We start from the raw sequence: 25,003 nt of genomic DNA, 5'->3' as shown, positions 1-25,003 counted from the left end.
GAAATTCGAACTCAATCAGTAATCGACGGGTCGCAGATACGACTCGCCGATCGCGGCGGTGCTGAGCATCGCGACCGTCGGAAGCCGGCGCTTCCAGTGCGTGGACGAGAGCCGCCGGTTCACCACCTCCACCTCGGCTGCGTCGTACCCGCGCGAAACGACTTCCTCCGGCCGGTAGCCGCTGACGAGCCAGTTGAGGATCTCGTCCGCCTTGGCGTAGGTGATCCCCATGTCGCCTTCGTCGGTCTGTCCTTGTACCAGATCGGCCGTGGGAGGTTTCGCGACGATCTCCTCGGGCACGCCGAGGTAGCGCGCGAGCGTCAGCACCTGCGTCTTGAGCAGGTCGCCCAGCGGATTTATCGGCGGGCTGTCGTCCGCGTGCCAGGTAAAATATCCGAGCAGCCGCTCCGTCTTGTTGCTCGTGCCGATGGGCAACGCGCAGTACTTCACCGACATGTCGAACAGCGCGATCATGCGCACGCGCGCCATGACGTTGCCGCGGCGCGTCGGATCGGCTTCGGGCTCGTGCGCGAAGTAGCCGTCCACGGCCCCCGTAATCTCGATGGTCTCGGACGCGATCCCGAGATCGTCGATCACGAGCTGTGCGTGCGCCAGGCTCTCCGGGCTCGACGTTCTATAAGGAAGGCGCACGGCGATGACGTTCTCCGGGCCGAGCGCGCGGGCGGCGAGGTAGGTGGAGCAGGCTGAATCGACCCCGCCGGACAGCGCGACGACGATCTTGCTGAAGCGCCGGCGCTCCATCTCGTCCCGGATGAAGGCCACGAGCCACTCCGTCGTCAGCTTCGGGTCGATGTCGATCGGCGGCGGAGCGAGCGGGCGCTCGATCACGCGGGTGACCTTGAGGCCGCCCTTCTTCTTCCCGTTTCCGGCTACCGCACCCTTGTCGGCTTTCGCCGGCTTCACCGCTTTCTTCGCGGTGGGCTTCTTTTTCGCCTTGTCGTACTCGAGCTCGACCGGGTCACCGCGCTTGATGCGCTGCACGTTCTCCAGCATGTGCGGCAGCAGCGTCTCGAAGTCGCTCAGGAGCGGCATGTCCGAGCGCGCCTTGGTTACGTCGGTCATGTCCACTGTCACGCTCACGATCCCCTCGTCCCAGACGGGGCCGCGCGCGCGGATGTCTCCCTTGGGCCCGACGAGCACGGAGCCGCCCGTCAACAGCTTGCCGCCCTCGCTGCCGACGAGCTGCGCGACGGAGACGTACATGCCGTGCTCCTCCGCGATGTCGCGCGCGAGCCGGTCCCAGCGGTCGAGCGTGGCCGGTCCCGGCGCGGGCGCTTCCTCCGGCTCGCGCTGCCAGGGGCCGCGTCCCGGAGACGCCGAGTGAATCAACAGGAGTCGAGCCCCGTCGAGAGCCGCAACCGTCCCCATGAAGCTGTGCCACGCATCCTCGCACACGACCATCGCCACGCGGCCGACGGACGTGTCGAACGCGCGCAGCTCGAGCCCGCGGTCCACGAAGCGCTCCTCGTCGAACAGCCCGTACGTCGGGAGGAAGAGCTTTCGGTGCACGTGCCGGACGACCGGCGCGTCGCCGCCGAGCGTGGCGTACAGCGCGCTGTTGTACAGCGAGTTCCGGAACAGCTCGTAGAAGCCCAGCGCGACGTCAAGCGTACGCGCGCCGCCCGTGACGTCGGTGTACACTTTGTGGAGGTCGGCCGCGAGCGTCCCCGCGGTGACGGCGACCTCGCGGACGCCGCCTTCCACGAAGTAGCCGGTGAGCGCGGTCTCCGCGAAGTGCACGAGCTCGGGCCGGGGGTCCAGCTCGTCGAGCTGGGCAAAGACGGGCCCCAGCCGCTCGAGGCTGCCGGCGTAATCACCCTTGCGCGGTTTGAACTGTACCGCCGCCAGGTGTACTAGTGAATGCATTGGCCGAACATTACATGACGCTTCCACCCTTCGCACCTGTGCGGACAAATCGCAGGACCGCGGGACTCGTGGCGGCTATCGCCGCCGGAATCCTCGCGCTCCCGCACGCCGCGGGCGCGCAGCAGCGCGAGCCATGGCAAATCATCACGCCGCCGCAGGCCTCGCTGGTGCTGGCGCGCGACGGCTCGATGATCGGAGAGATCGGCCGCGAGCGGCGCGTGTCCATAGCTCTGTCCTCGCTCCCGCCGTACGTGGGGCAGGCGTTCGTCGCCGTGGAAGACCAGCGCTTCTATCAGCACGACGGCGTGGACGTCGTCGGCATCGCGGGCGCGCTCAAGGACAACCTGCTGGGCGAGCGCCGCGGCGCAAGCACGATCACCCAGCAGCTCGTGGGCAACATGCACCCCGACATCATTGACCGGTCCGACCCCGGGATCGGCCGCAAGGTGCGCGAGCAGCAAGCGGCGCGGGAGATGGAGCGGCATTACAACAAGCAGCAGATCCTCGAGGCGTACCTGAACCAGATCGCCTTCGGACACGGCTGGTTCGGGATCGAGGTCGCGTCCCGGCACTACTTCGGCAAGCCCGCAGCGCAGCTCACTCTGGCCGAGGCCGCCACGCTCGCGGCGGTACCCAAGGGGCCGGCGGTATTCGATCCGCTGCGGAACCCGGACCGCGTGCGGACCCGGCGCAACGTGGTGCTCCGGCTCATGGCCGAGCAGCGGTACATCTCGGCCGCGGCGGCGCGCGCCGCGCAGAGCACACTGCTCGCGCTCGCGCCGAACCGGGGTATGTCGGCGCCCGCGCAGAACTTCGTGAACGTCGTGCGGGTGCAGGCGACGCGCGCGGGAATCCCTGTGATGAACGGCGGGTATCGCATTTACACGGCGCTGGATCCGGATCTCCAGAACGCGGCAGTGGCCGCGATCGAAGCGGAAGCGTCGGCGTTCGAGGCGTGGCCCGGCTACAGGCACCCGACCCGGGCGAGCCACAGGAGCGGCACGCCGAATTACCTGCAGGGCGTCGCCGTCGCGATCGATCCGTCCAACGGCGACGTGCGCGCGCTCGTGGGAGGGCGCGACTACGAGGATTCGCAGTTCGATCGGGCCGTGGACGGGGAGCGGCAGCCCGGCTCGGCGTTCAAGCCCATCGTGTACGCCGCGGCGATCAATCAGGCGCTCACCCCGCTCACGATCGTGCAGGACACTGCCGTCTCGTTCCGGCTGACGAACGGCACTTACTACCGGCCGCAGAACTCCGACCGCCGGTTTATGGGAGCGATGACCCTGCGCGACGCGTTGGCGCGGTCGCGCAACGTCGTGGCGGTACAGCTCGCCGTCGAGATGGGGATGGACTCCGTCATCGCGATGGCGCGGAGGATGGGGATCAGCTCCCCGATCACGCCCGGGCCGGCCAGCGCTATCGGGGCCTCGGTCGTCCAACCGCTCGACATCGTCGCGGCTTTCACGGCTTTCGCGAACCTGGGCACGCCGGTCGAGCCGCGCTTCATCCACCGGATCGAGGACAGCCGGGGCCGGACGGTGCATTCCGCCCCCGTTCAGGCCCTCGCCCCGGCCATGGACGCCCGGGTGGCTTTCGTGGTCCGGGAGATGATGCGGGACGTGGTGGACCGGGGAACGGCCACCAGCGTCCGCCGGTTCGTTCCGGCGACGGTCCCGGTAGCCGGCAAGACCGGCACGACCAACGACAATACGGACACCTGGTTCATCGGTTTGACACCGGACATTGTGGCCGGTGTCTGGTTCGGGTTCGACCGGCCTACGCCGATCAGCGGGGCCGCGGCGGGTGGCACCCTGGCCGCCCCTGCTTGGGGGCGAATTGTGGCCACCATGTACCGGTCCAGGGGCCCCGGACAGAGCTGGACGCCCCCGCCGGGCGTCATCTCGGCCACGGCCGAGCGGGGGACAGGGCTGCTCGCCGGCGAGTTGACCCCCGCGGATCGCCGCTACACTGAGTATTTCGTGGAGGGCACCGAGCCCGAGGTCCTCCGGCTGGACCCCTGGAGGGTCCTGGAACGGGGCCCCCTGCAATAACTGCTTGCCGCTTGCCGAATTCCGTTCTACATTGACGAACCAGTTTTGTAGCGCGCGCTCGTATGGGTCGAGCGTGGGCCTCGAGGCAACCCCCCCAGGAGTCGAACCGTATGTCGAATCGTATCGTCACTCGTTGTGCCAGCTTGATGCTTGCGGCCTTCGTCATCGCCGGTTGTAGCGACGACGAGCCGACCGGGATTGACATCCTTCCCTGGGAGACCACTCCCCGCTCCGTAGGCATTCTCCAGGGCGCAACCACACAGATCGGTGTGACGGGAATCGCCGCATCAGACGTTACGTGGTCCAGCTCGGACGCTACGATCGCGACCGTCAACGCTGCCGGCCTCGTATCGGGCGTCGGTGCCGGAACCACTGCGATCAGCGCGACCTCCACATCCGACGGTACGATCATCTCGTCCAATGTCACCGTGACCGCGGTTCCGACCCTCACGAGCGGCGTTGCAAGGACGGGCATCTCCGGCACGCCGGGCAACCCGCCGTACTTCAAGGTCATCGTTCCTGCAGGCGCGACGAACCTCACCATTGCCATGTCGGGCGGTACCGGTGATGCTGACATCCACGTCCGCTTTGGAGCGCTCCCCACGCTAACTCAGTTCGACTGCCGTCCGTGGGCCGGTGGAAACAACGAAACGTGTACGTTCACGCCTCCGCAGGTTGGGACGTACTTCATCATGATCGACCCGTACGTCGCGTTCACGGGTGTTAGCCTCGTCGCTACGATTACGCCGTAAGCTGGAAGGTTGAAACTCAACGGGCCCCGCGAAGTCGCGGGGCCCGTTTTACGTTAGCGCTATCTGCCGAGCGGATCTGGATCAGGCCACGGCTTCCAACGGCTGCGCCGGCTCCTCCGGCTGCACCAGCGCGATGTCCAGCACCTGGCTCAGCGTCTCCACCGGGTGGAAGGTCAGCAGCTCGCGCACTTCCTCGGGCACGTCCTCGACGTCGGCCTCGTTCGCCTTCGGGATGATCACGGTCGTGATCCCGGCGCGGTGCGCGCCGAGCACCTTCTCCTTGAGCCCGCCGATCGGCAGCACGCGTCCGCGCAGCGTGATCTCGCCGGTCATCGCGACGTCGCGCCGCACGGGGCGCGCCGACATCTCCGACACGAGCGCCGTGGCGATCGCGATGCCCGCTGACGGGCCGTCCTTCGGGATCGCGCCCGCCGGCACGTGGATGTGGGCTTCGATCGCGCCCAGCCGGTCGCGCGGGATGCCGAGATCCGACGCGTTGTTCGTGGCATAAGTGAACGCCGCCCGCGCCGACTCCTTCATTACGTCGCCGAGCTGACCGGTGAGAATCAGCGACACCGCGCCGCTCGGACCGACCTGCTCGCTGTCGTTCGCGCGGTTTCCATAGAACCGTCTGATCGACGCTTCGACGAACATGATGTCGCCGCCCATCGGCGTGTAGTACATGCCCGTAGCGATGCCGATCTCGTTCTGTTCCTTGGCGTGCTCGGGGTGCACCTTCGGCCTGCCGAGCAGCTCGCGCACCTCGTCGGCCTCGATCTTCTCGGGCACGGTCTCGCCGCCGGCGATCTTGCGCGCGACTTTCCGCGCGACCGCGCCAATCTGGCGCTCGAGCTGGCGCACGCCGCTCTCACGCGTGTGGCCCGAGATGATTGACGCAATCGCTTCGTCGCTGATCTCGATCTTCTTGTCGGCGAGTCCCGACTCCTCGAGCTGCCGCGGGAGCAGGTACTTCTTCGCGATCTGGAGCTTCTCGCGCTCGGTGTAGCCCGCGAACTCCACGACTTCCATGCGGTCGAGCAGCGGACCGGGGATCGTCTGCTGCAGGTTTGCGGTCGCGATGAAGATCACCTCGCTCAAGTCGAACGGCACGCCGAGGTAGTGATCGGTGAACGTGTCGTTCTGCGCGGGGTCGAGCACCTCGAGCAGCGCGCTCGCGGGATCGCCCTGGAACGACACGCCGAGCTTGTCGACTTCGTCGAGCAGGAAGACCGGATTCTTGGTGCCGGCCTGCTTCATCCCCTGGATGATGCGGCCGGGCATCGCGCCGACGTAGGTGCGCCGGTGCCCGCGGATGTCGGCTTCGTCGCGCGCGCCGCCGAGCGCGACGCGGACGTACTCGCGGCCGAGCGCGCGCGCCACTGACTTCGCAATTGATGTCTTGCCGACGCCGGGCGGTCCGACGAACAGGAGGATCGGCCCCTTCGCCATCGCGCGCGACTTCACTTCCTTGGAGTCGGTGATGGACCGGTCCTCCAGCTCGCCGATCTTGAGCGCGGGCGTGGCTTCGTCCCTCACGGGCTGGAGCTTGGACGCCGGCAGCTCGCCGACCTCCTCGACTTCGTGCGCGAGCTGCTCCGCGCGGAGCTGCCGCACCGCGAGGAACTCCAGCACGCGATCCTTCACGTCCTTCAAGCCGTAGTGGTCTTCCTCGAGCACCTCGCCCGCGTTCTTGAGGTCGAGGTGGTCGTCCGAGCGCTCGTTCCACGGCAGCTCGGCGATCCACTCGAGGTACGTGCGGATCACCTGCGCTTCCATGGATTCGCGCCCCGCGCGCTCCAGCCGGCCGAGCTCGCGCTCGACTTCCGCGCGCGCCTCCTTGGGAAGATCGAGCTTGGTGAGCTTCTCGCGCAGCTCGACGATCTCCTTGGCCTGGTCGTCGTCGCCCAGCTCCTTTTGAATCGCCTTGAGCTGCTCGCGCAGGTACATCTCGCGCTGCCGCTCGCCCAGCTCTTCCTGCACCTGCGACTTGATCTCTTCCTGCGCCTCGAGCAGGCCGACGTGCCGCTGGATGTGCACGAGCACGCGGCGGAGCCGCTCCTCGACGCTCAGCGTCTCAAGCAATCCCTGCTTCTCGGGTACGGGCAGATCGATGTAGCCGGCCACGAGATCCGCGAAGCGGCCCGGATCAGTGACCGACTCCAGCACCTGATGCACGACTTCTTCCGGCAGCCCGCGGCGCTCGCCGAGGTCGGCGGCGCGCTCGCGCGTCTCCTTCTCGAGCGCGACGAACGCGGGGTCGTTCTCATCGATCGGCACCATCTCCTCGGCGGGCATCACCACCGCCGCGAGGAAGCCTTCGGTGGTGGTGTACTGGAGCGCCGTCGCGCGCTGCTCGCCCTGAAGCAGCAGCTGCACGCCGCCGAGCCCGCGCTGGATCTGCCCGATCTTGGCGATGACGCCCATCGAGTACAGGATGTCGGCGGTGGGCTCGTCGCTGTTGTCGCGCTGGGCGACGGCGAAGACGAGGCGGTCCTTCTTGAGGGCGGACTCGATGGCCCGCAAAGTCCCCGGGCGCCCCGCTGCTATCGGCGCGGTGAGTCCGGGAAATATCACGGTCCCGCGCAGGGGCAGGACGGGCATTGTCTGGCGTTCAGTCACAGAGGCAGTGATTAGTGATTAGTGACTAGTGACTAGTAACTGCTTTCTTCCAGCCACCGGGAACTACATGAACCAAAAACTGATTTCTTACGTACTTCCTTTTGCATGAATCGCACTAGATGACATACGCCAATCAGGCGGCCTGGGCAAGCAAACAAAGGCCGGAATGGCGCCATGGCTGCCGGAACGGCGCCATCCTGTTCCGTCAGTGTCCTCCGTGCTACGTTAGGCCTGTTAGTCCCACCCTAACGTTCCCGGCGAGACATAGTGGCTGATCGCGGTCTAACTACGTCTGATTTTGAGCTCAGGGCCCAGGTAGATCGGGCTCTTTCTGCAAACTACGAGCTGGAGGAAGAGATCGGCCGTGGCGGAATGGGGATCGTCTATCGCGCCCGCGATAAACGATTGAAGCGCTCCGTGGCAGTGAAGCTTCTGCCTCCGGAGCTGTCGTTCCGCTCCGACATCCGCACGCGCTTTCTGCGGGAAGCCGAGACGTCGGCGCAGCTCAGCCATCCGAACATCGTCCCGATCTATACGGTAGGCGAAGAAGGGAACCTCGTCTTCTTCATCATGGCGTACATCGGCGGGGACAACCTCGCCAAGCTGATCCACGACCGCGGGCCGCTGGACCCGGCCGAAGTCCGGCGGATCCTGCGCGAGGTAGCCGAGGCGCTCCAGTACGCGCACGGACGCAAGGTGGTGCACCGCGACATCAAGCCCGACAACATCCTGCTGGATGCGGACACGGGGCGCGCGATGGTGACGGATTTCGGCATCGCGCGCGCGGTCATCGAGGGGTCGGGGTCGAAGCTGACGGCGACCGGCATGGCGCTCGGCACGCCCGCGTACATGTCGCCCGAGCAGGCCGCGGGCGACAGCAACATCGACGGCCGGACCGACATCTATTCGCTCGGCGTGGTCGCGTACCAGATGCTGTGCGGCGAGCTGCCGTTCGACGCGCCGAACACCCCCGCGATGCTGGTGAAGCACCTGTCGGAGATGCCGCCGCCGATCTCCGACCGGTGCCGCGGCGTGCCGGATGATCTCGCGCGCGCGGTCATGCTGATGCTGGAGAAGAGCCCCGACGCGCGCTTCCCGAGCGCCGGCGCGCTGGCCGTGGCACTGGAGAGCGGGAACGTGCCGATCCCGCAGGGGACGATATGGGCGCCCGCGATCCCGCGGCCGGTCACGACGGCGCGGTATCCGGTGCCTCCTCCGGCCCCGTTGCCGGAGTACGACGAAGACCTGGAGCGGTGGGAAGCCGCGCCGGTCCGGCGGTTCCGCAAGAAGCTGGCGCCGTACATCGCGGTCAACTCCGTGATAGTCGTCGCGTCGATCATCAGCGGTGTCGAGGTCTTCTTCGTCACGGTCTTCTGGTCGATTCACATGGCGATCCAGTACTCGAAGCTGTGGTCGGCCGGCTACGACTGGCGCGACGTCTTTCGCCAGCCGCGGGACCGGCTGTTCGTGGACGTCGCCGGCGAGACGCTGGACGACGCGCGCGCGATCTTCGATCCGAACAAGCGCGAGGAAGTGCGCGCGAAGATGCGCGCCCGCCGCACGCCGCAGCGGAATCTGCCGCGCGCGCGGCCGGACACCACAGGCGTACCATCGGAGGGGCGGCGTGAGCGGAAGGCGCGCGAGGGGCGCGAGCGCGACGAGCGCAGCCGTGGAATCTCCGACGCTCCCCGCGGACGGGAGCTGCCGGTCGTCGCGCAGGCGCGATCCGACCGCGACGAGATCAGGCGGCTGGTGCGGTCGCTGCCGGAAGAGGACAGCCAGCTGATCCCCGACGTGGTGCCATCCGCCGAGCAGCTGTTTGACAAGATCAGGGCGCTGTCGAACGCTCTCGCGGCCGTGGACAGTCACGGTGTGGACGCGGCGGCCGCCGACGTCGAGCGGGAGATAGAGACGCTCGAAGCGCAGGCGAATCCGCTCGAGCCCGCGAGCGAGCAGCGAGTGCGCCGGCTCGCCGGGCTCAAGCGCCGGCGGCGCGCGTTGATGGATGTGAAGAAGCGGCGCGACGAAGCGATGGCGAAGATCGAGAGCTGCGGGATCGCTTTGGAGAACATGCGGCTCGACGTGCTGCGCCTGCGCACCGGAGGTCAGTCGCACTACAACGTGACGCTGCTGGCGGAGCAGGCGATGCGGCTCGCGCGCGACGTGGACGTGCTGGCGTACGCGGCTGACGAGACCGGGCGCGTAAGCGCCTCGCGCTGATGCCGGAGAAGAGGGTGATCGAAGAGCCGACCCTCGAGAGGCGGGTCCGGGATTTCCGGCGCTCGTTCTGGCAGGCCGCCGGCACGCTCGCGTTTCTGATCGGGCTGAACGTGCTGTTCACCCCGCAGGTGCCGTGGGTGCTGATCGCGGCGATCGTGTTCTCGATCGGCCTGATCCGGCAGGCGGCGGGGCTCTGGGCCGACGGCGTGAGCCTGCGGGAGCTGATCTCGCGCGGGCCCGTGTCGCTCGAGGGGAGAGCGCTCAGGGGCGATTCCTCGCGCGCGCTCCCCGGGCGCTCGTACCGGTCGGCGCGCGAGGGCGGCCGGCAGCGCGCGATCGAGGCGGTGTCGGTGTCGGCTTACGCCGGCCCCACCGAGCGGGCGATGGCACGCGCGCGCGAGCATTACGAGGGAATCGTGCAGACCATTCAACAGCTCTCGCCCGTGGACCGCGAGCTGATTCCCGACGTGCGTCCCACGATCGACGCGCTGCTGGAGCAGGTGCTGGTGCTCGGCGACGCGCTCCGCCGCCTGGAGGAGAACGTCGGCTCGACCTCGACCGACGAGGTGAGCTCGCGGCTCGCGGCGCTCGAGCGCGAGACGAACCGCACGGGCGAGTGGGAGCGGAAGCGCGAGCTGCTCGAGCGGCAGCGCACGTCGATCAAGGAGCTGCAGCAGCGGCAAGCGGACCTGAAGACGCGGTTCGAGCGGGCGACGCTGTTGCTGGAGAACCTGCGGCTGGACGTGCTCAAGCTGAGATCGTCGGGGGTTGCGTCGGCGGCGGAGGACGTGGTGGGCGCGACGCAGCAGGCGAGGGCGCTGTCGTCGGACATCCGGCGTGCATTGGAAGCGGCCGATGAGGTGAAGTCAATTCGATAGAACTTGTGCCGATCGAGCCGCAGGGGAATCCAAGTTTGGAGTGTGGTAGTTCGGAGTGTGGCAGTTCGGAGCAACTCCTGACTGTCCCACTCCAAGACTGCCACACTCCGAACTTGGATTCCCTCTCCTGATCCCTGGAGCCGGCCCTCGCGGAACAAGCTTTGCCTCCCGGGTAAATTCAATGATGTTCCGCGCTCCCCTTTTTGCTGCTTTTCCCCTCGTCGTGGCGATGGCGTCGTCCGCCTGTGATCAGCGCGCCGCCGCCGCCGACTCGCGCGTCGCCGGCCCGCCCGTCCCGGAGCGTGTCGGCCCCGCCGAGAACGACGCCGCCGCGAAGGACACGGTCCGCCGCGTAACGCACATGCCCATGCCGCGGATCGTCCGCGGGCTGTACGTCAATCGTTGGGCCGCGGTCGGCGCCAAGATGAATCAGATGATCGATCTCGCGAAGACGACCGAGATCAACGCCCTCGTGATCGACGTCAAGGACGACCGCGGCTTCGTCCTGTACCGCTCGCGCGTGCCGCTCGCGCGCGAGATCGGCGCCGACACGAACTCGCCGATGAGCGCGGCGCGCGTGCGCGCGATGCTCGACTCGATGCGCGCGCACAACATCTACGCGATCGCGAGAATCGTCGTGGTGAAGGACCCGCTGCTCGCCGACAAGAAGCGCGAGCTCGCCATCAAGCGGCGGTCCGACATGCAGCCGTGGCTCGACAAGAACGGGAAGCCGTGGCTCGACCCGCACCAGCGCGCGGTCTGGCAGTACGCGGCCGACCTCGGCAGGGAAGCGTGGGACCTCGGCTTCAGCGAAGTGCAGCTCGACTACGTCCGCTTCCCGGACGAGAACCGGATGCATCGCGAGGTTGTCTTCCCGCTCGCGCAGGGACGAATCCGCGCGCGGGTGATCCGCGACCAGCTCGGCTTCACGCGCGGGCTGCTGCGGGCCAACGGCATCCCGATGACGATCGACGTGTTCGGCCTCACGGCCACGGACAGCACCGACATGGGGATCGGGCAGAAGTGGGAGCTGTTCGTGGACATGGCCGACGCGGTGCTGCCGATGAACTATCCGTCGCACTTCGCGCCCGGCACGTACAAGCTCGCCAACCCGAACGCGCGGCCGTACGCGACCATCGACAACGCGATGAAGGACGTGACCCGGCGCACCGCTCCAATAAAGGGCGCGGGCCGTATCATCCCGTGGTACCAGGATTTCACGCTGGGTGCGCCGCGGTACGGAATCGCGGAAGTGCGCGCGCAGATCCAGGCGGGCTACGACAACGGCTACTATGATTGGGTTCTGTGGAATCCGGGATCGCGCTACACGGTCGCGGCGTTGCGGCCGAAGTCGGCGCTCGAGGAAGGGCTGCGCAGTCTCACCGCCGATTCGATCCGGCGAGCCGCTACCGCGAGAAGAGCCGACTCCGCGCGCCGCGCGGACTCGGCGCGGGCGTCACCCGGACAGTAGCGCCCCGATCACCTCGCTGAGGCGCGTCGGCGCTTCTTCCGGCGAGAAGTGTCCCATCCCATCTATTTGCTGAAACGTCGCGCCGGGAATCGAATCGGCGAGCACTCGCGCGCGGCGCGGCGGCGCGAGAGTGTCGAGCGATCCGCTGACGATCGCCGTCGGGATGGCGCCGGATACGCCGGATACGCTGGCTGAGCCCGCGGTCGCGCCGTCTTCCGGGAAGGCCTCGCCGCGCAGCGCGCGCGCGTGCCGCGCGAGCACGATTCCACCCGCGGCGTCGGAGAAGGGTTTGAGATACCGCGCGCACGACCGGGCGCCCGCTTCGCGGTTCATGTAGCCGGAGATCATGCGCGCTCTGATTCTCCCCCGGGCGAAGGCGGACAACGGTCCACCCAGCATCGCCGCGGCTCCCGGCGAGAGCGAAGCCGACGCGGCCCAGTGGCGGCCGACAGGCGGATCCACGAGACAGAGCCGCGACACCAGCGCGGGCCAGGCGTGCGAGAAGCGGAGCGCAACCGTGGCGCCGAGATCGTGGCCGATGAAGCAGGCGCGAGCGATCCGCAGCTCGGCGAGCAGACTGCGCAGCCGGTCGGCGTGCGCATCGGCCGTCAGCGCGGAATTGTACGGGCGGTCGCTGCGACCGTAGCCGAGCAGATCCGCGGCGACGATACGGCGGCCGGGCGGCAGCAGCGGGATGAGACCGCGCCAGAGCACGCTCGACGTCGCGAAACCGTGCAGGAGCACGATCGGGTCGCCCCCACCGCGCGTGCCCGCGGCGTAGTAGTACAGCCGCACGCCCCCGACATCCACGAATTCACCGCGCATTTGACCCCGATAAGTGGCTGGCGTCCACCGGGAAACGTGCTATTCTTACGCGCCGACCTCGCCCAACCGCTGAACCGGCACGCACTTCCATGGCTGGCCCGCCCCGCTCAAACGGACAATTTGACCGTTAATACTCCGCCCGACGCGCGCGCTACACACCTAAGCCCAAGCCCAGCAGGGTTTTCGACCGCGCTCGAAGGGCTTTCCAGCGCTCCTCCGCCCGCAGCTCCGGCAGAAGAGGCGGAAGCGGTTACGTTCCCGCTCTCCTGGATGATGGAGCACGGCTCGCCCGCCTTACAATACAGGGCGGCGGTGGAAGTCGCACGGTTGCCGATCCCGCAGGGGCAGCTCGACTGGATGCCGTACGCGTCCAGGTCGGCGATCCGGCTGGCGGTGACGCAGGGGATCGACGGCGTCTGGAACGACCGGATGATGGCGGTCCCGGCGAGCCGCGGCGGCGAGTTCGATGGAGTGGGCACGATCCCCGCTCTCCAGCGGCTGCTGGAGTACGGCTGGTCGCCCGACTCGCCCCCGATCGCGCTCTCGCGCCGGATCCTGTTCCGCCTGCTGGCCGAGGACGACGATCCCAGCTTTCTGTACGAGCTCGCGACCAAGACGCAGACGGAAGACCAGATCCGCCGCGGAAGGGCCATCCTGCGCGAGGCGGCCGCCGCGACGCTGGCCCGCGCGGGGTTCGAGAACGATCCGCGGCTGCGCGGCGCGGTGCGCCGGATCGTCGAGCGGATGGAAGCGTTCCTCGCCTCGCCGCTGGGCGAGAAGCCGTGGACGCGCGTGGGCAACACGCACGTGCTCGCGGCCGAAGCCGCGCCGCCTTCGATCTTCGTCCTGCGGATCCTCGCGCACATGCCGCTTCTCCGGTACGAGCACCACTCGGCGCTGGAGAGATTGTACGAGCATCTGTCGCAGCCGCAGCCGAGGCAGGACCCCGTGCAGCTGGTCGGGCGCCACCAGATGCAGCAGCCGCATCTCGTTCTCGGCGACAAGCTGCCGCACCGGAACGCGGTCGAGGCTGACATCCCGTTCGCGCTGATGTGGCTCGAGCTGATGGCTCGGCTCGGCTTCCTGCGCCGCAACGAGGGATGGCTGAAGATGTTCGACAGGTTCCTCGAGGACACCAACCGGGACGGCGTGTGGCATCCGCACAAGGGAACGGAGACGCCGAAGACGAAGAGCCCGTACGCGTGGGCGACGTTCCCGCTGGAAGAGTCGCTGGCGGGCGAGGGCCGCTGGGCCGACGTCACCTTCCGCGTCGGTCTCATCGCGCGGCTCGCCGGTCGGGAGATCAAGGTCGTCTAGCGCGCGGCGGCTCGGGGGACGACTTCCCCCGGAAGCGATGTTCCCCGCGGATGATGCGCGTTTCCGCTCGCGGATGGTGCGGCTGAAGTCCGGCATCTCGGTACGCGCCGTCGAGTGCGGCGACGAGAGCGCGCCGCCGATTCTGCTGTATCCGGGCTGGGCGTGCTCGGTGTACATCTTCCGGCTGATTCTCCCCGCGCTCGCGGAGATGGGCTACCGCGCCATATCTGTGGACCTGAAGGGGCACGGCCTTTCCGACAAGCCGTTCGGCCCGGGCGAGTACACCCGCCCCGCGCTCGTGCGGCACGGGGTGGAGATCTTCGACGCGCTCGCGCTTGCGAATCCCGTCATCGGCGGCCACTCGCTCGGTGCCGTGCTGTCGTTCATGGTGGCCGCCGAGCGCCGCGACGCCGTGCGCGCGCTGCTGCTGTACTCGCCGGTGGGATATCGCGGAGTTCCGCACCTGCGATTCTATCGCGCGTGCACTCCGGCGTTCGTCCGGCCGCTGCTGCCGCATCTCACCTGGCGCTGGGTCATCGCGGCGATTCTCCGGCTCACGTACGGCGGAATCGGCAGGCCCACGGCGCGCGACGTGGACGAGTACCGGGCTCCCACGCAGTTCCCGGAGTTCCCGCTGGCCGTTCGCGACCTGCTGCACGAGCTCGATTTCGGCGAGCGCGTTCCGGTGCCGCTGTCGAGCATCGTCCACCGCTCGCTGCTGCTGTTCGGCACGAAGGACCTGCTGCTGGACGAGGGCGCGACGGCGAAGGACGCGGCCGCGATGCGGGACGCGGAAGTGCACGAGATTCCCGGCGCGGGCCACGTGATCTGCGAGGAGACGCCCGACGTGGTGCTGGAAGCGACGCGAAGCTTCCTGCGGAAGCTCTAGTCCCTGCGCACGCGGCCGAGGCGCGAAATGAACAGGCTGTCGACCCGGGCGTTGCGGCGGATCACCAGCGTCATGTTCCCCGCGCCGTAGCCGATGCCTATCGGGGAGTAGGTGAAGGACGCGCGGTTGGCCGCGAGCGCGACGCCGTGAGTCTCGCTGAAGCCGCGCGTGTGCAGGGTGTCGGAGCCGGCCACGAGCGAGATGGCCGCGCGCGCGGTGTCGATCTGAACCGTTATGCGCTCGGCGCGAGTGATGGCGTGATGCCGGGCGGCGGTGAAGAGCGAGTGGATCTCGGTGGCGCTGCCGCGGACGTGGATGCCGTCGAGCAGCCCGCCGATGCGGGGATACGCTATGGCGGAGAGGATGCTGATCACGGACAGGGAAAGCGCGAGCTCGAGTATCGTCGTGCCTCGGCGCGGCCTTCTGCGATTGAACGGCGACAGAGAACTGAATAGCTGCCCGCTGTCCGCTTGAAGCTGCCTGAACTGCAACAGAGAATTGAACAGCTGCCCGCTACCCGCTGGAAGCTGTCCGCTAGACAGCTGCAAACTTCGCTGACCCTTTGTCGGTGCATATGGGCAACGTGCAGGTGTCATTAAGTACCTCTTCATAAGTCAACCGCTTTGCCGTAGCTCCGTGGCTGACAGCGTGCAGCGGGTAGCGGGCAGCTCATCCGTTCTCAGTTGATCTTCTGGTCACCGTGACGTTAGTGCGACCATCGCGATCCAATGCCAGCCAACTCTCACCACCGTATCCATTATCTTGCACCCATGCATATCACGATCGAGTACTGCACCGTTTGAAGCTACGAGCCCCGGGCGGCCGGTCTGGCCGCCGAGATCAGGAAGGCGCATCCGAAGGCGGAGCTGGAGCTGATTCCGTCCGGAGGAGGGAGGTTCGAGGTGACGGTGGACGGGAAGCTGATTTTCTCGAAGGCGAAGCTGAAGCGGCATGCTGAGAAGGGGGAGATACTGAAGGAGCTATTGGCTCTTGGCTATTAGCTATTCGCTCAGAACGGAAGAGCCGGGAACTGGGGTTGTTAGCGAACAGCCAATAGCCAACAGCCAATAGCTTTCCCTCCATGAAAATCGCCCTCTCCACCGGCGGCGGCGACGCGCCGGGGCTCAACGCGGTCATCCGCGCCGCCGTGCTCTCCGCCCTGAGTCGCGGCTGGGAGATGTGCGGCATCAGGCGCGGCTTCGCGGGATTGCTCGGCGAGGACGAAGTGATCCCGATGGACGAGAACACGGTGCGCGGTATCGCCCACCTCGGCGGCACAATTCTCCGCACGACCAATCGCGGCAACCCGTTCTCGTATCCGCGCATGCGCGACGACGGAACAGTCGAGGAGATCGATCGCTCGGACGAGCTGCTGGAGAACGCGCGCGCGCTCGGCATCGACGCGCTGATCTCGATCGGCGGAGACGGGTCGCTGGCAATAGCGAAGAAGCTGTGCGACAAGGGGCTGAAGATCGTGTGCGTTCCCAAGACGATCGACAACGACATCAGCGGTACGATCACCACCTTCGGCTTCGACACCGCCGTCAACACGGCGCTCGAAGCGATCGACAAGCTGCACACCACCGCGGAGTCGCACGACCGCGTGATGGTCATGGAAGTCATGGGGCGCCGCGCGGGCTTCATCGCGCTGCACGCCGGGGTCGCCGGCACCGCCGACGTCATCCTGATCCCGGAGATCCCGTACGACGTGGACGTCGTGTGCGAGAAGATCCTGGCGCGCGACCGCGTGGGGAAGAAATTCTCCATCGTCGTGATCGCCGAGGGCGCTTACCCGAAGGGCAGGCGCGAATCCATCCTCGGAGAGTCGCTGCCCGGCGAAGCGAAGCGACTCGGCGGAGTGTGCGAGGAGCTCGCGCAGATCATCCAGAAAAAAACGGGGAAGGAGAGCCGGTCGCTCACGCTCGGTCACCTGCAGCGCGGCGGCCAGCCCACGGGATACGACCGCCTGCTGGCGACTCGCTTCGGCGGTGCCGCGATCAAAGCGATAGAGGACGAGCGGTGGGGAACGATGCTGGCGCTGCAATCGCCGCACATCGTCACGATTCCCTTGGAGGACGCGTTGCGGGAGCCGAAGCGGGTGGACCCCAACCACGACATCGTCATGACGGCCCGGGCCACGGGAGTCTCGTTCGGGGACTGAATGTCCTCTGGGGAGGACGATTTTCGCGGTTGGCCCCGCTTTGACAAATCCGTAAACTACTTCCCTATAACGACTTACGCTGATTTGAGCACTCGGCCCCATATCTGCCATTACCTAGCGTGCCGGCATGGGGCCGGCGCATCGTTGGAGTTGTCAATGAACAAGCTCTATCTCGCAATAACGTTCGCAGTGATCGCCGCCGCGATACCGGGGGAGGCCGCCGCACAGGGCAAGCCCCGCGTGCCGCAGCCGGCGCCGCAGCGCGACAGAGATGAGCAGCCACGGATCCCGAGCCGATACCGTCCCCCCGCGGGGATGTGCCGGATCTGGCTCGAGGGTGTGCCCGCCAGCCGACAGCCGGCGCCGACCGATTGCATCAGGGCGCTGCGCAACAAGCCGGCGAACGGCCGCGTGATCTTCGGAGATCCGCTGCCGGCATCCAGGAAGAAGGGCGGCCGTGGCAACCCGTTCGGGCTCAGCTCCTTCGAGTGATGGATCAGCTCATGAGGAGGGACCGATGAGAAAGATCGCTCTTACGTTAATCGTCGCGGGCGCGGCGCTCGCGGCGGAAGCGAGCGCGCAGGTTATGGTGCGGGCGAGCAGCGTTCCGCCGGGCCAGCGTCCACCAGCGGGAATGTGTCGCGTCTGGATCGAAGGAGTGCCCGCTGGACGGCAGCCGACCGTGACCGACTGCATCACCGCGCGCGCGACGGCTCCGCTGAACTCGCGCATCATCTACGGCAGCGACGCTCCGTTCCCGGGGCGCGCGGTCGGCCGCTTCCGGGACAACAACTGCGACTTCGAGCGTCGCGGCTCGAACCTCGGCGACATCTTCTTCGGCCTGCGCACCTCGCGGCGCGACATGGATCGTGATTGCCGCGTGAGCGCGAGCCGCACCCGGGACCTCGGCGTGTGGTATCCGGTGGGCCGCGACCGGAACGGCAACGTGATCTACGAGCGCCGCGTGCGCGACCGCAGCGGTCGCACGATCGTGGAGCGCGCGCGGAGCCGCGACGGGCGGACTCTCACGCGGATCGCAGCCAACGGGCGCGTCAACGGTGATCGGGACCGGGACGACGACGGTTTCGATCGGCGGATGTCGCGCGCCGAGCACGACCGCCGGAAGGCGGTGGAGAAGGCGCGGCGGGACCGGGAAAAGGCCGTGCGCAAAGCGCAGAAAAATCGCGCCAAGGCGATCGAGCGCGCGCGGCGGGACGCCGAGCGCGGGCGCCGCGGGAAGGGCCGCGCGGGGTAGGCTCTTGTCGCGCGGTCGAAGTTGATTGAGGGAAGGTCCGCTGGCCCTACGCGAGCAGACTGCGCTCGCTAAGACGGGTCTGCGGACCTTCCCTCAATCAACTTCGCCTTCCGGCATCAACCAACCCGCGGTTTGTTTCGCGCCCGCGCGGTGGCATCTTCCCTAAATGCTCCGCAGCGCCCGCGACCAATACCTCCCGCCCGACCACGAAGCCTTCGTCGCGGCGGAGCCGCCCACAGGGCGCGTCATCGTCATCGCCCCCACGCGCGCGGCGTGTGAGACCATCGAGCTCGCGCTGGGGCTCCACATCGACACGTTTCTCGAGCGCGAGCACGGCACTGAAGTCCGCGAGCTGGCCGCGTCCGGGAACGGATTCGGGATCGTCGCGGGTACGGGTACGGGCAAGACGCTCGCGGTCCGGCCGATCTCCGAGATCATTCTCAAGGCGCCGCTCAAAGTCGGAGTAGTCAACCGCGAGCGCGAGGCCACGCCCGACACGCCGACGTGGAACGTGATCATCGTCACCACCGGCATCGCGCGCCGCTGGTTCCAGGACGGCGACATCCTCGCGAGCGACACGCTGGTCGTGGACGAGATCCATCAGACCTCCGCCGAGCTGGAGCTGTGCCTCGCGCTCGGCAAGCGTGTCGGGTGCAGGTTCATCTGGCTGTCGGCGACGGTCGATCCGACGTTCTACTCGCGCTACCTGGAATCTTCCGGGGTCGTGCAGAGCTTCGCCTTCGATCCTGCCCGCGCCGCGAAGGTCACCGTCATCGACAAGGAACCGCTCGACTTTCTGGACGACCGGTTCCTCCAGCGCGTGCTCAAGGAGAGGCGGGGAGTCGGCGTCTTTCTGCCGACGCGCAACGCGGTGGAGCAGGCGGCCGCGCAGGTCGAGGAGCGATTCCCGCGCATCAACACCGCGTTCTATCACGGCGGCGAGCCGATCCGGATCATCCGGCCGTTCCTCGAGGGGGACGACCTGAAGCCGTTCCTGCTCACGATGACGGCGGCGGGGCAGAGCGCGCTGAACGTGCGCGGGCTCGATACGGTGGTGATCGACGACACGCGCTTCGCCAACGTGATCGAGCGCGGGCGCAACGTGCTCACTCGCGTCCACCTCGGCGCGAACGAGATCCTGCAGATGGCGGGACGCGTGCACGGCCGCGTGGAGAACGGGCGCGTGTTTATTCTGTCCGACCGCGACATCGTCTTCTCCGAGCTGCGGCCGACGGCGCCCGACTTCCAGCTCGCGGGCGATTCCGAGCGCGTCGCGATCACCTGCGCCGACCTCGGCGTGCGCGCCGACGAGCTCGAGCTGCCGGTGCCGCTCGACAAGCAGTCGTACCGCCGCGCGCTCGCGCTGCTCGAGGACCGCGGCATCGTGGAGAACGGCCGGCTCACGCACTACGGCAAGCTGGTGGAGGCGATGCCGGTGGACCGGCCGTGGGCCGAGCTGCTGGTGCACGCGGACGACGATCTCGTGCCGTACGTCGCGGTGATGAGCTCGGTCGAGTCGCTGCACCGCATGACGCGCGACGACCGTAACCTCGAAGGGCTCGTCGTCCCGGGGAGCGATCACCTCACGGCGTACAATCTCTACGCCGAGGGATTCACGCGCTGCGGCTACATCGGCGAGGTGTACGGGCTGCCGCGGCACCTGTTCGACGACAGCGTGGAGCAGTGGGCCGAGGAGCGCGGAGTGCTCGTCAAGGCGATCGAGGACGCCGCGCTGGGGATGGCGAGCGTGTATCGTGGGCTCAACCTCGAGCTGCCGTCGAAGATGGTGCTCGCGCGCGATCACGCGTACGGCAAGTTCGTGGAGCTGCTGGCGGAGGTGATGCCGTTCGATCTCGTGATAGACGAGGAGACCGCGAGCGGCGACAACGCGCGCGTGTCGAAGACGAGCGTGTGCGGGAGCTGGGGTCCGATCGCCGGGACGCTGCGATACTTCGCGGACCGCAGCGGGATCCCGCGGGCGGGGATCGAAGGGACGCAGATCCCGCTGGAGAAAATCCGCAAGCACGCCCGCCGCGGTCCGCCGGAGATCGTGTACGACGCGCGGCGCAAGCACAATCCGTTCACCCTGCGGCGAACGCTGACGTACTTCGGCTTCGAGCTGGAGCGGGAGCTGGAGTCGCTCGAGGAATTTCCGCCGGAGCTGGAGCGCGCGGCGCGGCACGCGCTGGCGGAGGCGCTGGCGAAGGGCGAGGCGCGGCACGCGGCGGTGAACCGCAATCGCGTCGCGGTCGAGGAGATCCGCGAGATCTACCGGCGCTCGGGCGGGGCGACGCCGAAGCTCGGCTTGCAGGAGCTGACGGCGATGTACGAGATCGCGCTCGCGGAGGTCCGCTCGCTGAACGACTTCAAGGCCGCGCCTCTGCGCCTGGATCTCGAGGCGCTGATCGAGCCGGGCGCGCGCGAGCGGTACGCGGCGCTGCCGGACACCGTTCCGATCCGCGACAAGGAAGTCGAGATCGCGTACGAGGTGGAGGAGGAGGACGGCGAGCGTCGCGGCGTCGCCCGGCTGCGCCTGCCGGAGAAGGTCGCGCGGACGCTGAGCGAGCCCGAGCTGCCGCGGCTCGACCGGCCGCTGCGCTTCATGGTGCTGCGTGGGCAGCGGGGGGCGGTGCGCGGGAACACGCTGGAGGAATTGCAGGACGCGCTCGACCTGCCGTGGATGCCGGAGGAAGTCGAGCGACCCGCTCGGGGAGAGCGTGAGCAGGTGCGGGGCGACGGGCGCGGCGGGTCGCGTGGACGCGGTGGTCGTGGCGGTCGTGGTGGTCGTGGTGGCGGTGGCGGCGGTGGTGGCGGCGGAGGTGATCGTCACGGCGGGGGCGGAAAGCGCGGCGGCCCGCGGCAGGGGAGCAAGCGTGGCGACAAGCGTGGGGCACCGAAGGCGCGCGGCGGCGGGCGGGGTCGCAGCCCGCGCGGCCGGCGTTAGAATTCCGCACCGACCGATCCCGGGACAAATGCCGAAGACCTCGCAATCCGCACTCGCCGAATATTTCCGCGCTCACCAGAAAGTCGCGGGCGACACGCTCACCGCGCTCGCGGCCCGGATCGCCGCTTCCGCCGACGCGATGGCCGGCGCGCTCGTCGCCGGGCACAAAGTGATCGCGTTCGGCAACGGCGGGAGCGCAACGCAGGCGAGTCATCTGGTGGGTGAGCTGGTCGGTCGGTTCAAGGACAACCGCCGTCCCCTGCCGGCGGTCGCGCTCGCGTGCGATCCCGCGGCGGTGACGTGCATCGCCAACGACTTCGGCTACGAGACTCTGTTCGAGCGACAGGTGGAAGCGTTCACCCAGCCCGGCGACGTCGCGATCGGGCTCACCACCAGCGGGAAATCGGAGAACGTCCTGCGCGGGCTCGCCGCCGGGAAAAAAGGCGGGGCGGTTACGATTGCGCTCACTGGAGCGGCGGGCTTAACCGACGGTGCAACGGCTGATCACGTGCTGGCTGTGCCGAGCAATATCACCGCGCACATCCAGGAGATGCATCTCATGTTGCTGCATCTGTGGTGCGTCGCGATCGACGAGGCGGTGAAGGCAGGCTGAGTGGAGCGAGCCGGCGACGTCGCGACCGCGCCCGGTTATCGGCACGCGCTGTGGATCGTCGTGCTGCTCAATGCCGGCTACGGCGTGGTGGAGATGGCCGGCGGGTTTCTCGCGGATTCACAAGCGCTCAAGGCGGACGCGCTCGACTTTCTCGGCGACGGGCTGATCACGCTCTTCGGGATCGTCGCTCTGTCATGGCCGCGCGAGTGGCGCGCCCGCGCCGCTCTCACACAAGGTGTGTTTCTGGCGGCAATGGGCGTGGGAGTGCTCGCGACTACTGCCTACAGAGTTTTCGTACTGCGCCAGCCCGACGCGGAGCTGATGGGCGTGTTCGGCGTGATCGCGCTGGTCGTGAACCTCGCCGCCGCCGCGGTCCTGCTGCCGCATCGCGCGGGCGACGTGAACGTGCGCGCGATCTGGTTGTTCTCCCGGAACGACTCGCTGGGGAATCTGGCCGTGGTGATCGCGGCGGGATTTGTCGCGCTGACCGGGACGCGGTGGCCGGACCTGATCGTCGCGGCGGCGATCGCGGGGCTGTTTCTTCAGTCCGCGTGGTCGATCATTCGGAGCGCCAGCTCCAAGCTGCGTGGGGAAACCAGTTGATGCTTGTCGGGAAAGCTGAGCACCCGCAACCCCCGTGCGTAATGACGGGGAATCCCGGTAGCTACTCCCCCGGAGATTCAGTCAGCGCATCTTCAGCATAACTGATCCACCCCGTCTGCTCCTCCGCCACCAGCTCCACCATTGTGCCCAATGGCAGCGTGAGGTTCGGCACTTCGTGCCCCGCGGGGAAATCCATCACCACCGGGACGCCGAGATCAGCCACGAGATCGAGCAGGAAATCCTCGAACTCGTCTTCCTCTGATCGGTCCAGCGAGAGCTGCCCGAACACGATCCCGCGGATGTGCTTGAGCAGCCCCGCCGCGCGGAGATGCACCAGCCGCTCGTCGGCGACCGACATCGGCTCCGTGGTCTCCTCGAGAAAGAGAATCGCGCCGCGCGTGTCGATCTCGTACGGCGTGCCGATCGTCTGCTGCACGAGCGAGAGATTCCCGCCGGTGAGCCGGCCGACGGCGCGACCGGGCCGGCTCGTGCGCGCGATGCCCTTGCCAAGCTTTATCGCCGGTCGCGGCGTCATCAGCGCGCTCAGCAGCGAGATCATCGTCGGGTCGCGCATGCTGGGAATGAGATCGTCCACCGTCGGGCCGTGGAACACGCGGATCCCCGAGCGCCGCATCAGCCAGATGTGCAGCGCGGTGATGTCGGAGTAGCCGACGAACGGCTTGGGATTCCGGCGAAACACCTCGGACTCGAGATACGGGATCATCCGCGTCGCGCCGTACCCGCCGGTCCCGCCGATCACGGCCTTCACCCGCGGGTCGATCCACATCCCCATGAAGTTCTCGGCGCGGCGCTCGTCCTCGCGGCGCTCGAACCGGCGCATCTGCTCGATCTCGGTGTCGAGCACCACGTTGAAGCCGACGTGCTCGAGCGCCTTCACCCCGCGCAGCAGCCAGCCGGGGCGCGGCGCGTACGAGGGAGCGACCACGCCGATGGTGTCGCCCTTCCTGATCGCGGGAGGTTTCTGCAGTGGCAGCAGGTCCACGTCGGCCGGATCGGAAGAGAGGGGCTCTTCCGAGGGCGACCCGGGAGGGGGCTGACTAGATTGGATCGTATGAGCAGTGAGGGAGGGCAGGTAACCTACTTTCGGAAAGGGCTCGGGCTCAAGGCGGAGGTCGAGGAAGAGCTGGCCGCTGATTATACGGGGCAGCTCGTGGACCTGTTGCGTACGAATGAGTACACCCTGACCGCCGGGGACACGACCGTCCGGCTGGCCCGCGAGTTCGGCTTCTGTTACGGGGTCGAGCGCGCGGTGGACTACGCCTACCAGTCCAGGCGGAAGTTTCCGGACCGCCGGATCTACCTGGTGGGGGAGATCATCCACAACCCGCACGTGAACGCCAAGCTGCGGGCGATGGGCGTGACGTTTCTGTTGCCGAGCCCGCAGGGATTCGACTTTAGCGTCATCCGGCCGGAAGACGTCGTCATCCTGCCGGCTTTCGGCGTCACCATCGGCGATTTCGAGTCACTCCGCTCGCTGGGATGCATCGTCGTTGACACCACCTGCGGCTCGGTGCTGAACGTGTGGAAGCGGGTGGAGAGCTACGCCCGGGACGGGTTGACGTCGCTGATCCACGGCAAGTACTACCACGAGGAGACGCGGGCGACGGCGTCGCAGACGCTCAAGTACCCGGGAGCCAAGTCCATCGTGGTGCGCAGCATGGAGGAGGCCGAAGTGGTCTGCGACTTCATCGAGGGGAAGATCCGGGCGGGGGAGCTGCGGGAGCGGCTGCCGAACGCGTTCGACGAGGAGTTCGATCCCGAGCGCGACCTCAAGAGGATCGGTGTGGCGAACCAGACCACGATGCTCGCGCGGGAGTCGCTGGCGATCGGGGGGCGGATCGGCGAGGCGCTGGCGCACCGGCACGGCCCGGAGTACCTGGCCGAGAATTTCCGGACGTTCGACACGATCTGCAGCGCGACGCAGGACAGGCAGGACGCGGTGGACGAGCTGCTCACGGAGCCGCTCGACGCGATGGTGGTGGTGGGCGGGTACAACTCCAGCAACACGATCTCGCTCGCGGCGATCTGCGCCCTCAAGGTGCCGACGTACCATATCGAGGACGCGGACTGCATCGATCCCGCGGCGGGGACGATCCGGCACCGGAGCCCCGAGGGCGAGACGACGAGCGCAGGGTGGCTCGCGGCGGAGGGGCCGGTGCGGGTGGGGCTCACGGCGGGGGCGAGCACGCCGAACAACAAGATCGGGGAGACCGTCGCTCGCATTTTTGCGACGAGAGGGGTCGAGCCGGTTTTAACTGCCACGTAGACTGCCAAGCGTTTTAACTGCCACATAGAACTGCCAAGCTGCGAGCGGCCAGCTGGAAGCTGCCAGCTACGAGCTGCAGGCGATTTGGACCGGGTAGTGTCTTGAGCCCGTAGCTGGAAGCTTCCAGCTGGCAGCGCGCAGCTTGGCAGTTCTCAGTGGCAGTTCCCAAGCCTACTACTACTAGTGGGCTGTAACCCGTGAAACGGTAGCAGGGCTGATGCGATGAAT

20 protein-coding genes are annotated in these 25,003 nt (G+C 67.6%); 15 read left to right on the top strand and 5 right to left on the bottom strand.

Features of this window, described 5'->3' with window-relative positions:
* Positions 1–15 precede the first annotated feature (15 nt).
* Entirely contained in the window at positions 16–1,887 is a 1,872-nt protein-coding gene (locus tag WEA80_05685; protein ID MEX1186059.1) for an NAD+ synthase, read from the bottom strand.
* A 14-nt stretch (positions 1,888–1,901) separates the two neighbouring features.
* Between WEA80_05685 and WEA80_05680 the strand changes: the two genes are divergently transcribed.
* The gene (locus WEA80_05680) at positions 1,902–3,941 is read left to right on the top strand and encodes a PBP1A family penicillin-binding protein (protein MEX1186058.1); all 2,040 of its coding nucleotides are present in this window, start codon (positions 1,902–1,904) and stop codon (positions 3,939–3,941) included.
* 110 nt (positions 3,942–4,051) lie between these two features.
* Entirely contained in the window at positions 4,052–4,693 is a 642-nt protein-coding gene (locus WEA80_05675; GenBank protein ID MEX1186057.1) for a pre-peptidase C-terminal domain-containing protein, read from the top strand.
* 81 nt (positions 4,694–4,774) lie between these two features.
* On the opposite strand, the gene lon is transcribed toward WEA80_05675, so the two are convergent.
* Positions 4,775–7,294 (bottom strand): endopeptidase La, encoded by a 2,520-nt coding sequence (gene lon, locus WEA80_05670; GenBank protein ID MEX1186056.1) that lies wholly within the window; start codon positions 7,292–7,294, stop codon positions 4,775–4,777.
* A gap of 285 nt (positions 7,295–7,579) precedes the next feature.
* On the opposite strand from lon, the gene WEA80_05665 reads away from it, so the two are divergent.
* The 3 genes from WEA80_05665 (at position 7,580) to WEA80_05655 (ending at position 11,881) form a co-directional block, all read left to right on the top strand.
* Positions 7,580–9,532, top strand: a complete 1,953-nt coding sequence (locus WEA80_05665) for a protein kinase (GenBank protein MEX1186055.1) — start codon at positions 7,580–7,582, stop codon at positions 9,530–9,532.
* Complete coding sequence (locus WEA80_05660; protein ID MEX1186054.1) at positions 9,532–10,410, top strand: hypothetical protein; 879 nt, start codon at positions 9,532–9,534, stop codon at positions 10,408–10,410. The genes WEA80_05665 and WEA80_05660 overlap by 1 nt, the downstream gene beginning before the upstream one ends.
* Before the next feature lie 184 nt (positions 10,411–10,594).
* Positions 10,595–11,881, top strand: a complete 1,287-nt coding sequence (locus tag WEA80_05655; GenBank protein MEX1186053.1) for a putative glycoside hydrolase — start codon at positions 10,595–10,597, stop codon at positions 11,879–11,881.
* Here the strand turns inward: WEA80_05655 and WEA80_05650 are convergent.
* A complete protein-coding gene (locus WEA80_05650) occupies positions 11,867–12,706 on the bottom strand; it encodes an alpha/beta hydrolase (protein MEX1186052.1) in 840 nt (279 codons plus the stop codon). The genes WEA80_05655 and WEA80_05650 overlap by 15 nt on opposite strands.
* A gap of 312 nt (positions 12,707–13,018) precedes the next feature.
* Here WEA80_05650 and WEA80_05645 point away from each other — a divergent pair, with 312 nt between their 5' ends.
* Together WEA80_05645 and WEA80_05640 are read left to right on the top strand one after the other, a co-directional pair.
* Positions 13,019–14,023, top strand: a complete 1,005-nt coding sequence (locus WEA80_05645) for a hypothetical protein (protein MEX1186051.1) — start codon at positions 13,019–13,021, stop codon at positions 14,021–14,023.
* A 37-nt stretch (positions 14,024–14,060) separates the two neighbouring features.
* Positions 14,061–14,912, top strand: a complete 852-nt coding sequence (locus WEA80_05640) for an alpha/beta hydrolase (protein ID MEX1186050.1) — start codon at positions 14,061–14,063, stop codon at positions 14,910–14,912.
* Here WEA80_05640 and WEA80_05635 read toward each other — a convergent pair.
* Positions 14,909–15,286, bottom strand: coding sequence for a GspH/FimT family pseudopilin (locus tag WEA80_05635; GenBank protein MEX1186049.1), 378 nt, complete (start codon positions 15,284–15,286; stop codon positions 14,909–14,911). The two genes, WEA80_05640 and WEA80_05635, sit on opposite strands and share 4 nt — an antisense overlap.
* A 396-nt stretch (positions 15,287–15,682) precedes the next feature.
* On the opposite strand from WEA80_05635, the gene WEA80_05630 reads away from it, so the two are divergent.
* The 7 genes from WEA80_05630 (at position 15,683) to WEA80_05600 (ending at position 22,488) form a co-directional block, all read left to right on the top strand.
* Positions 15,683–15,913 (top strand): SelT/SelW/SelH family (seleno)protein, encoded by a 231-nt coding sequence (locus WEA80_05630; GenBank protein ID MEX1186048.1) that lies wholly within the window; start codon positions 15,683–15,685, stop codon positions 15,911–15,913.
* A gap of 80 nt (positions 15,914–15,993) precedes the next feature.
* Complete coding sequence (locus WEA80_05625) at positions 15,994–17,073, top strand: ATP-dependent 6-phosphofructokinase (GenBank protein MEX1186047.1); 1,080 nt, start codon at positions 15,994–15,996, stop codon at positions 17,071–17,073.
* Between the two features lie 156 nt (positions 17,074–17,229).
* The gene (locus WEA80_05620; GenBank protein MEX1186046.1) at positions 17,230–17,565 is read left to right on the top strand and encodes a hypothetical protein; all 336 of its coding nucleotides are present in this window, start codon (positions 17,230–17,232) and stop codon (positions 17,563–17,565) included.
* A gap of 25 nt (positions 17,566–17,590) precedes the next feature.
* Positions 17,591–18,328: a hypothetical protein gene (locus WEA80_05615; GenBank protein ID MEX1186045.1), complete on the top strand. Its 738-nt coding sequence runs from the start codon at positions 17,591–17,593 to the stop codon at positions 18,326–18,328.
* Between the two features lie 166 nt (positions 18,329–18,494).
* Positions 18,495–21,272 (top strand): DEAD/DEAH box helicase, encoded by a 2,778-nt coding sequence (locus tag WEA80_05610; GenBank protein MEX1186044.1) that lies wholly within the window; start codon positions 18,495–18,497, stop codon positions 21,270–21,272.
* A gap of 28 nt (positions 21,273–21,300) precedes the next feature.
* The gene (locus WEA80_05605) at positions 21,301–21,885 is read left to right on the top strand and encodes an SIS domain-containing protein (GenBank protein MEX1186043.1); all 585 of its coding nucleotides are present in this window, start codon (positions 21,301–21,303) and stop codon (positions 21,883–21,885) included.
* A complete protein-coding gene (locus tag WEA80_05600) occupies positions 21,886–22,488 on the top strand; it encodes a cation transporter (protein MEX1186042.1) in 603 nt (200 codons plus the stop codon).
* Positions 22,489–22,549: 61 nt separating this feature from the next.
* On the opposite strand, the gene WEA80_05595 is transcribed toward WEA80_05600, so the two are convergent.
* Entirely contained in the window at positions 22,550–23,491 is a 942-nt protein-coding gene (locus WEA80_05595) for an LD-carboxypeptidase (protein ID MEX1186041.1), read from the bottom strand.
* 69 nt (positions 23,492–23,560) lie between these two features.
* Here WEA80_05595 and WEA80_05590 point away from each other — a divergent pair, with 69 nt between their 5' ends.
* Positions 23,561–24,775, top strand: a complete 1,215-nt coding sequence (locus tag WEA80_05590; protein ID MEX1186040.1) for a 4-hydroxy-3-methylbut-2-enyl diphosphate reductase — start codon at positions 23,561–23,563, stop codon at positions 24,773–24,775.
* Positions 24,776–25,003: the final 228 nt, after the last annotated feature.

Source organism: Gemmatimonadaceae bacterium, assembly GCA_040882285.1.
In the GTDB taxonomy this organism is placed as follows: Bacteria; Gemmatimonadota; Gemmatimonadetes; order Gemmatimonadales; family Gemmatimonadaceae; genus JACDCY01.
Note: the sequence above shows the minus strand (reverse complement) of the source record. Positions and strands in the feature narration are given on the sequence as shown.

Excerpts from the sequence above, each read along its gene's own strand:
- WEA80_05685 (MEX1186059.1), bottom strand. The coding sequence starts at position 1,887 with ATGCATTCACTAGTACACCTGGCGGCGGTACAGTTCAAACCGCGCAAG.
- WEA80_05680 (MEX1186058.1), top strand. The coding sequence starts at position 1,902 with ATGACGCTTCCACCCTTCGCACCTGTGCGGACAAATCGCAGGACCGCG.
- WEA80_05675 (MEX1186057.1), top strand. The coding sequence starts at position 4,052 with ATGTCGAATCGTATCGTCACTCGTTGTGCCAGCTTGATGCTTGCGGCC.
- lon (MEX1186056.1), bottom strand. The coding sequence starts at position 7,294 with ATGCCCGTCCTGCCCCTGCGCGGGACCGTGATATTTCCCGGACTCACC.
- WEA80_05660 (MEX1186054.1), top strand. The coding sequence starts at position 9,532 with ATGCCGGAGAAGAGGGTGATCGAAGAGCCGACCCTCGAGAGGCGGGTC.
- WEA80_05655 (MEX1186053.1), top strand. The coding sequence starts at position 10,595 with ATGTTCCGCGCTCCCCTTTTTGCTGCTTTTCCCCTCGTCGTGGCGATG.
- WEA80_05650 (MEX1186052.1), bottom strand. The coding sequence starts at position 12,706 with ATGCGCGGTGAATTCGTGGATGTCGGGGGCGTGCGGCTGTACTACTAC.
- WEA80_05640 (MEX1186050.1), top strand. The coding sequence starts at position 14,061 with ATGTTCCCCGCGGATGATGCGCGTTTCCGCTCGCGGATGGTGCGGCTG.
- WEA80_05625 (MEX1186047.1), top strand. The coding sequence starts at position 15,994 with ATGAAAATCGCCCTCTCCACCGGCGGCGGCGACGCGCCGGGGCTCAAC.
- WEA80_05620 (MEX1186046.1), top strand. The coding sequence starts at position 17,230 with ATGAACAAGCTCTATCTCGCAATAACGTTCGCAGTGATCGCCGCCGCG.
- WEA80_05615 (MEX1186045.1), top strand. The coding sequence starts at position 17,591 with ATGAGAAAGATCGCTCTTACGTTAATCGTCGCGGGCGCGGCGCTCGCG.
- WEA80_05610 (MEX1186044.1), top strand. The coding sequence starts at position 18,495 with ATGCTCCGCAGCGCCCGCGACCAATACCTCCCGCCCGACCACGAAGCC.
- WEA80_05605 (MEX1186043.1), top strand. The coding sequence starts at position 21,301 with ATGCCGAAGACCTCGCAATCCGCACTCGCCGAATATTTCCGCGCTCAC.
- WEA80_05590 (MEX1186040.1), top strand. The coding sequence starts at position 23,561 with ATGAGCAGTGAGGGAGGGCAGGTAACCTACTTTCGGAAAGGGCTCGGG.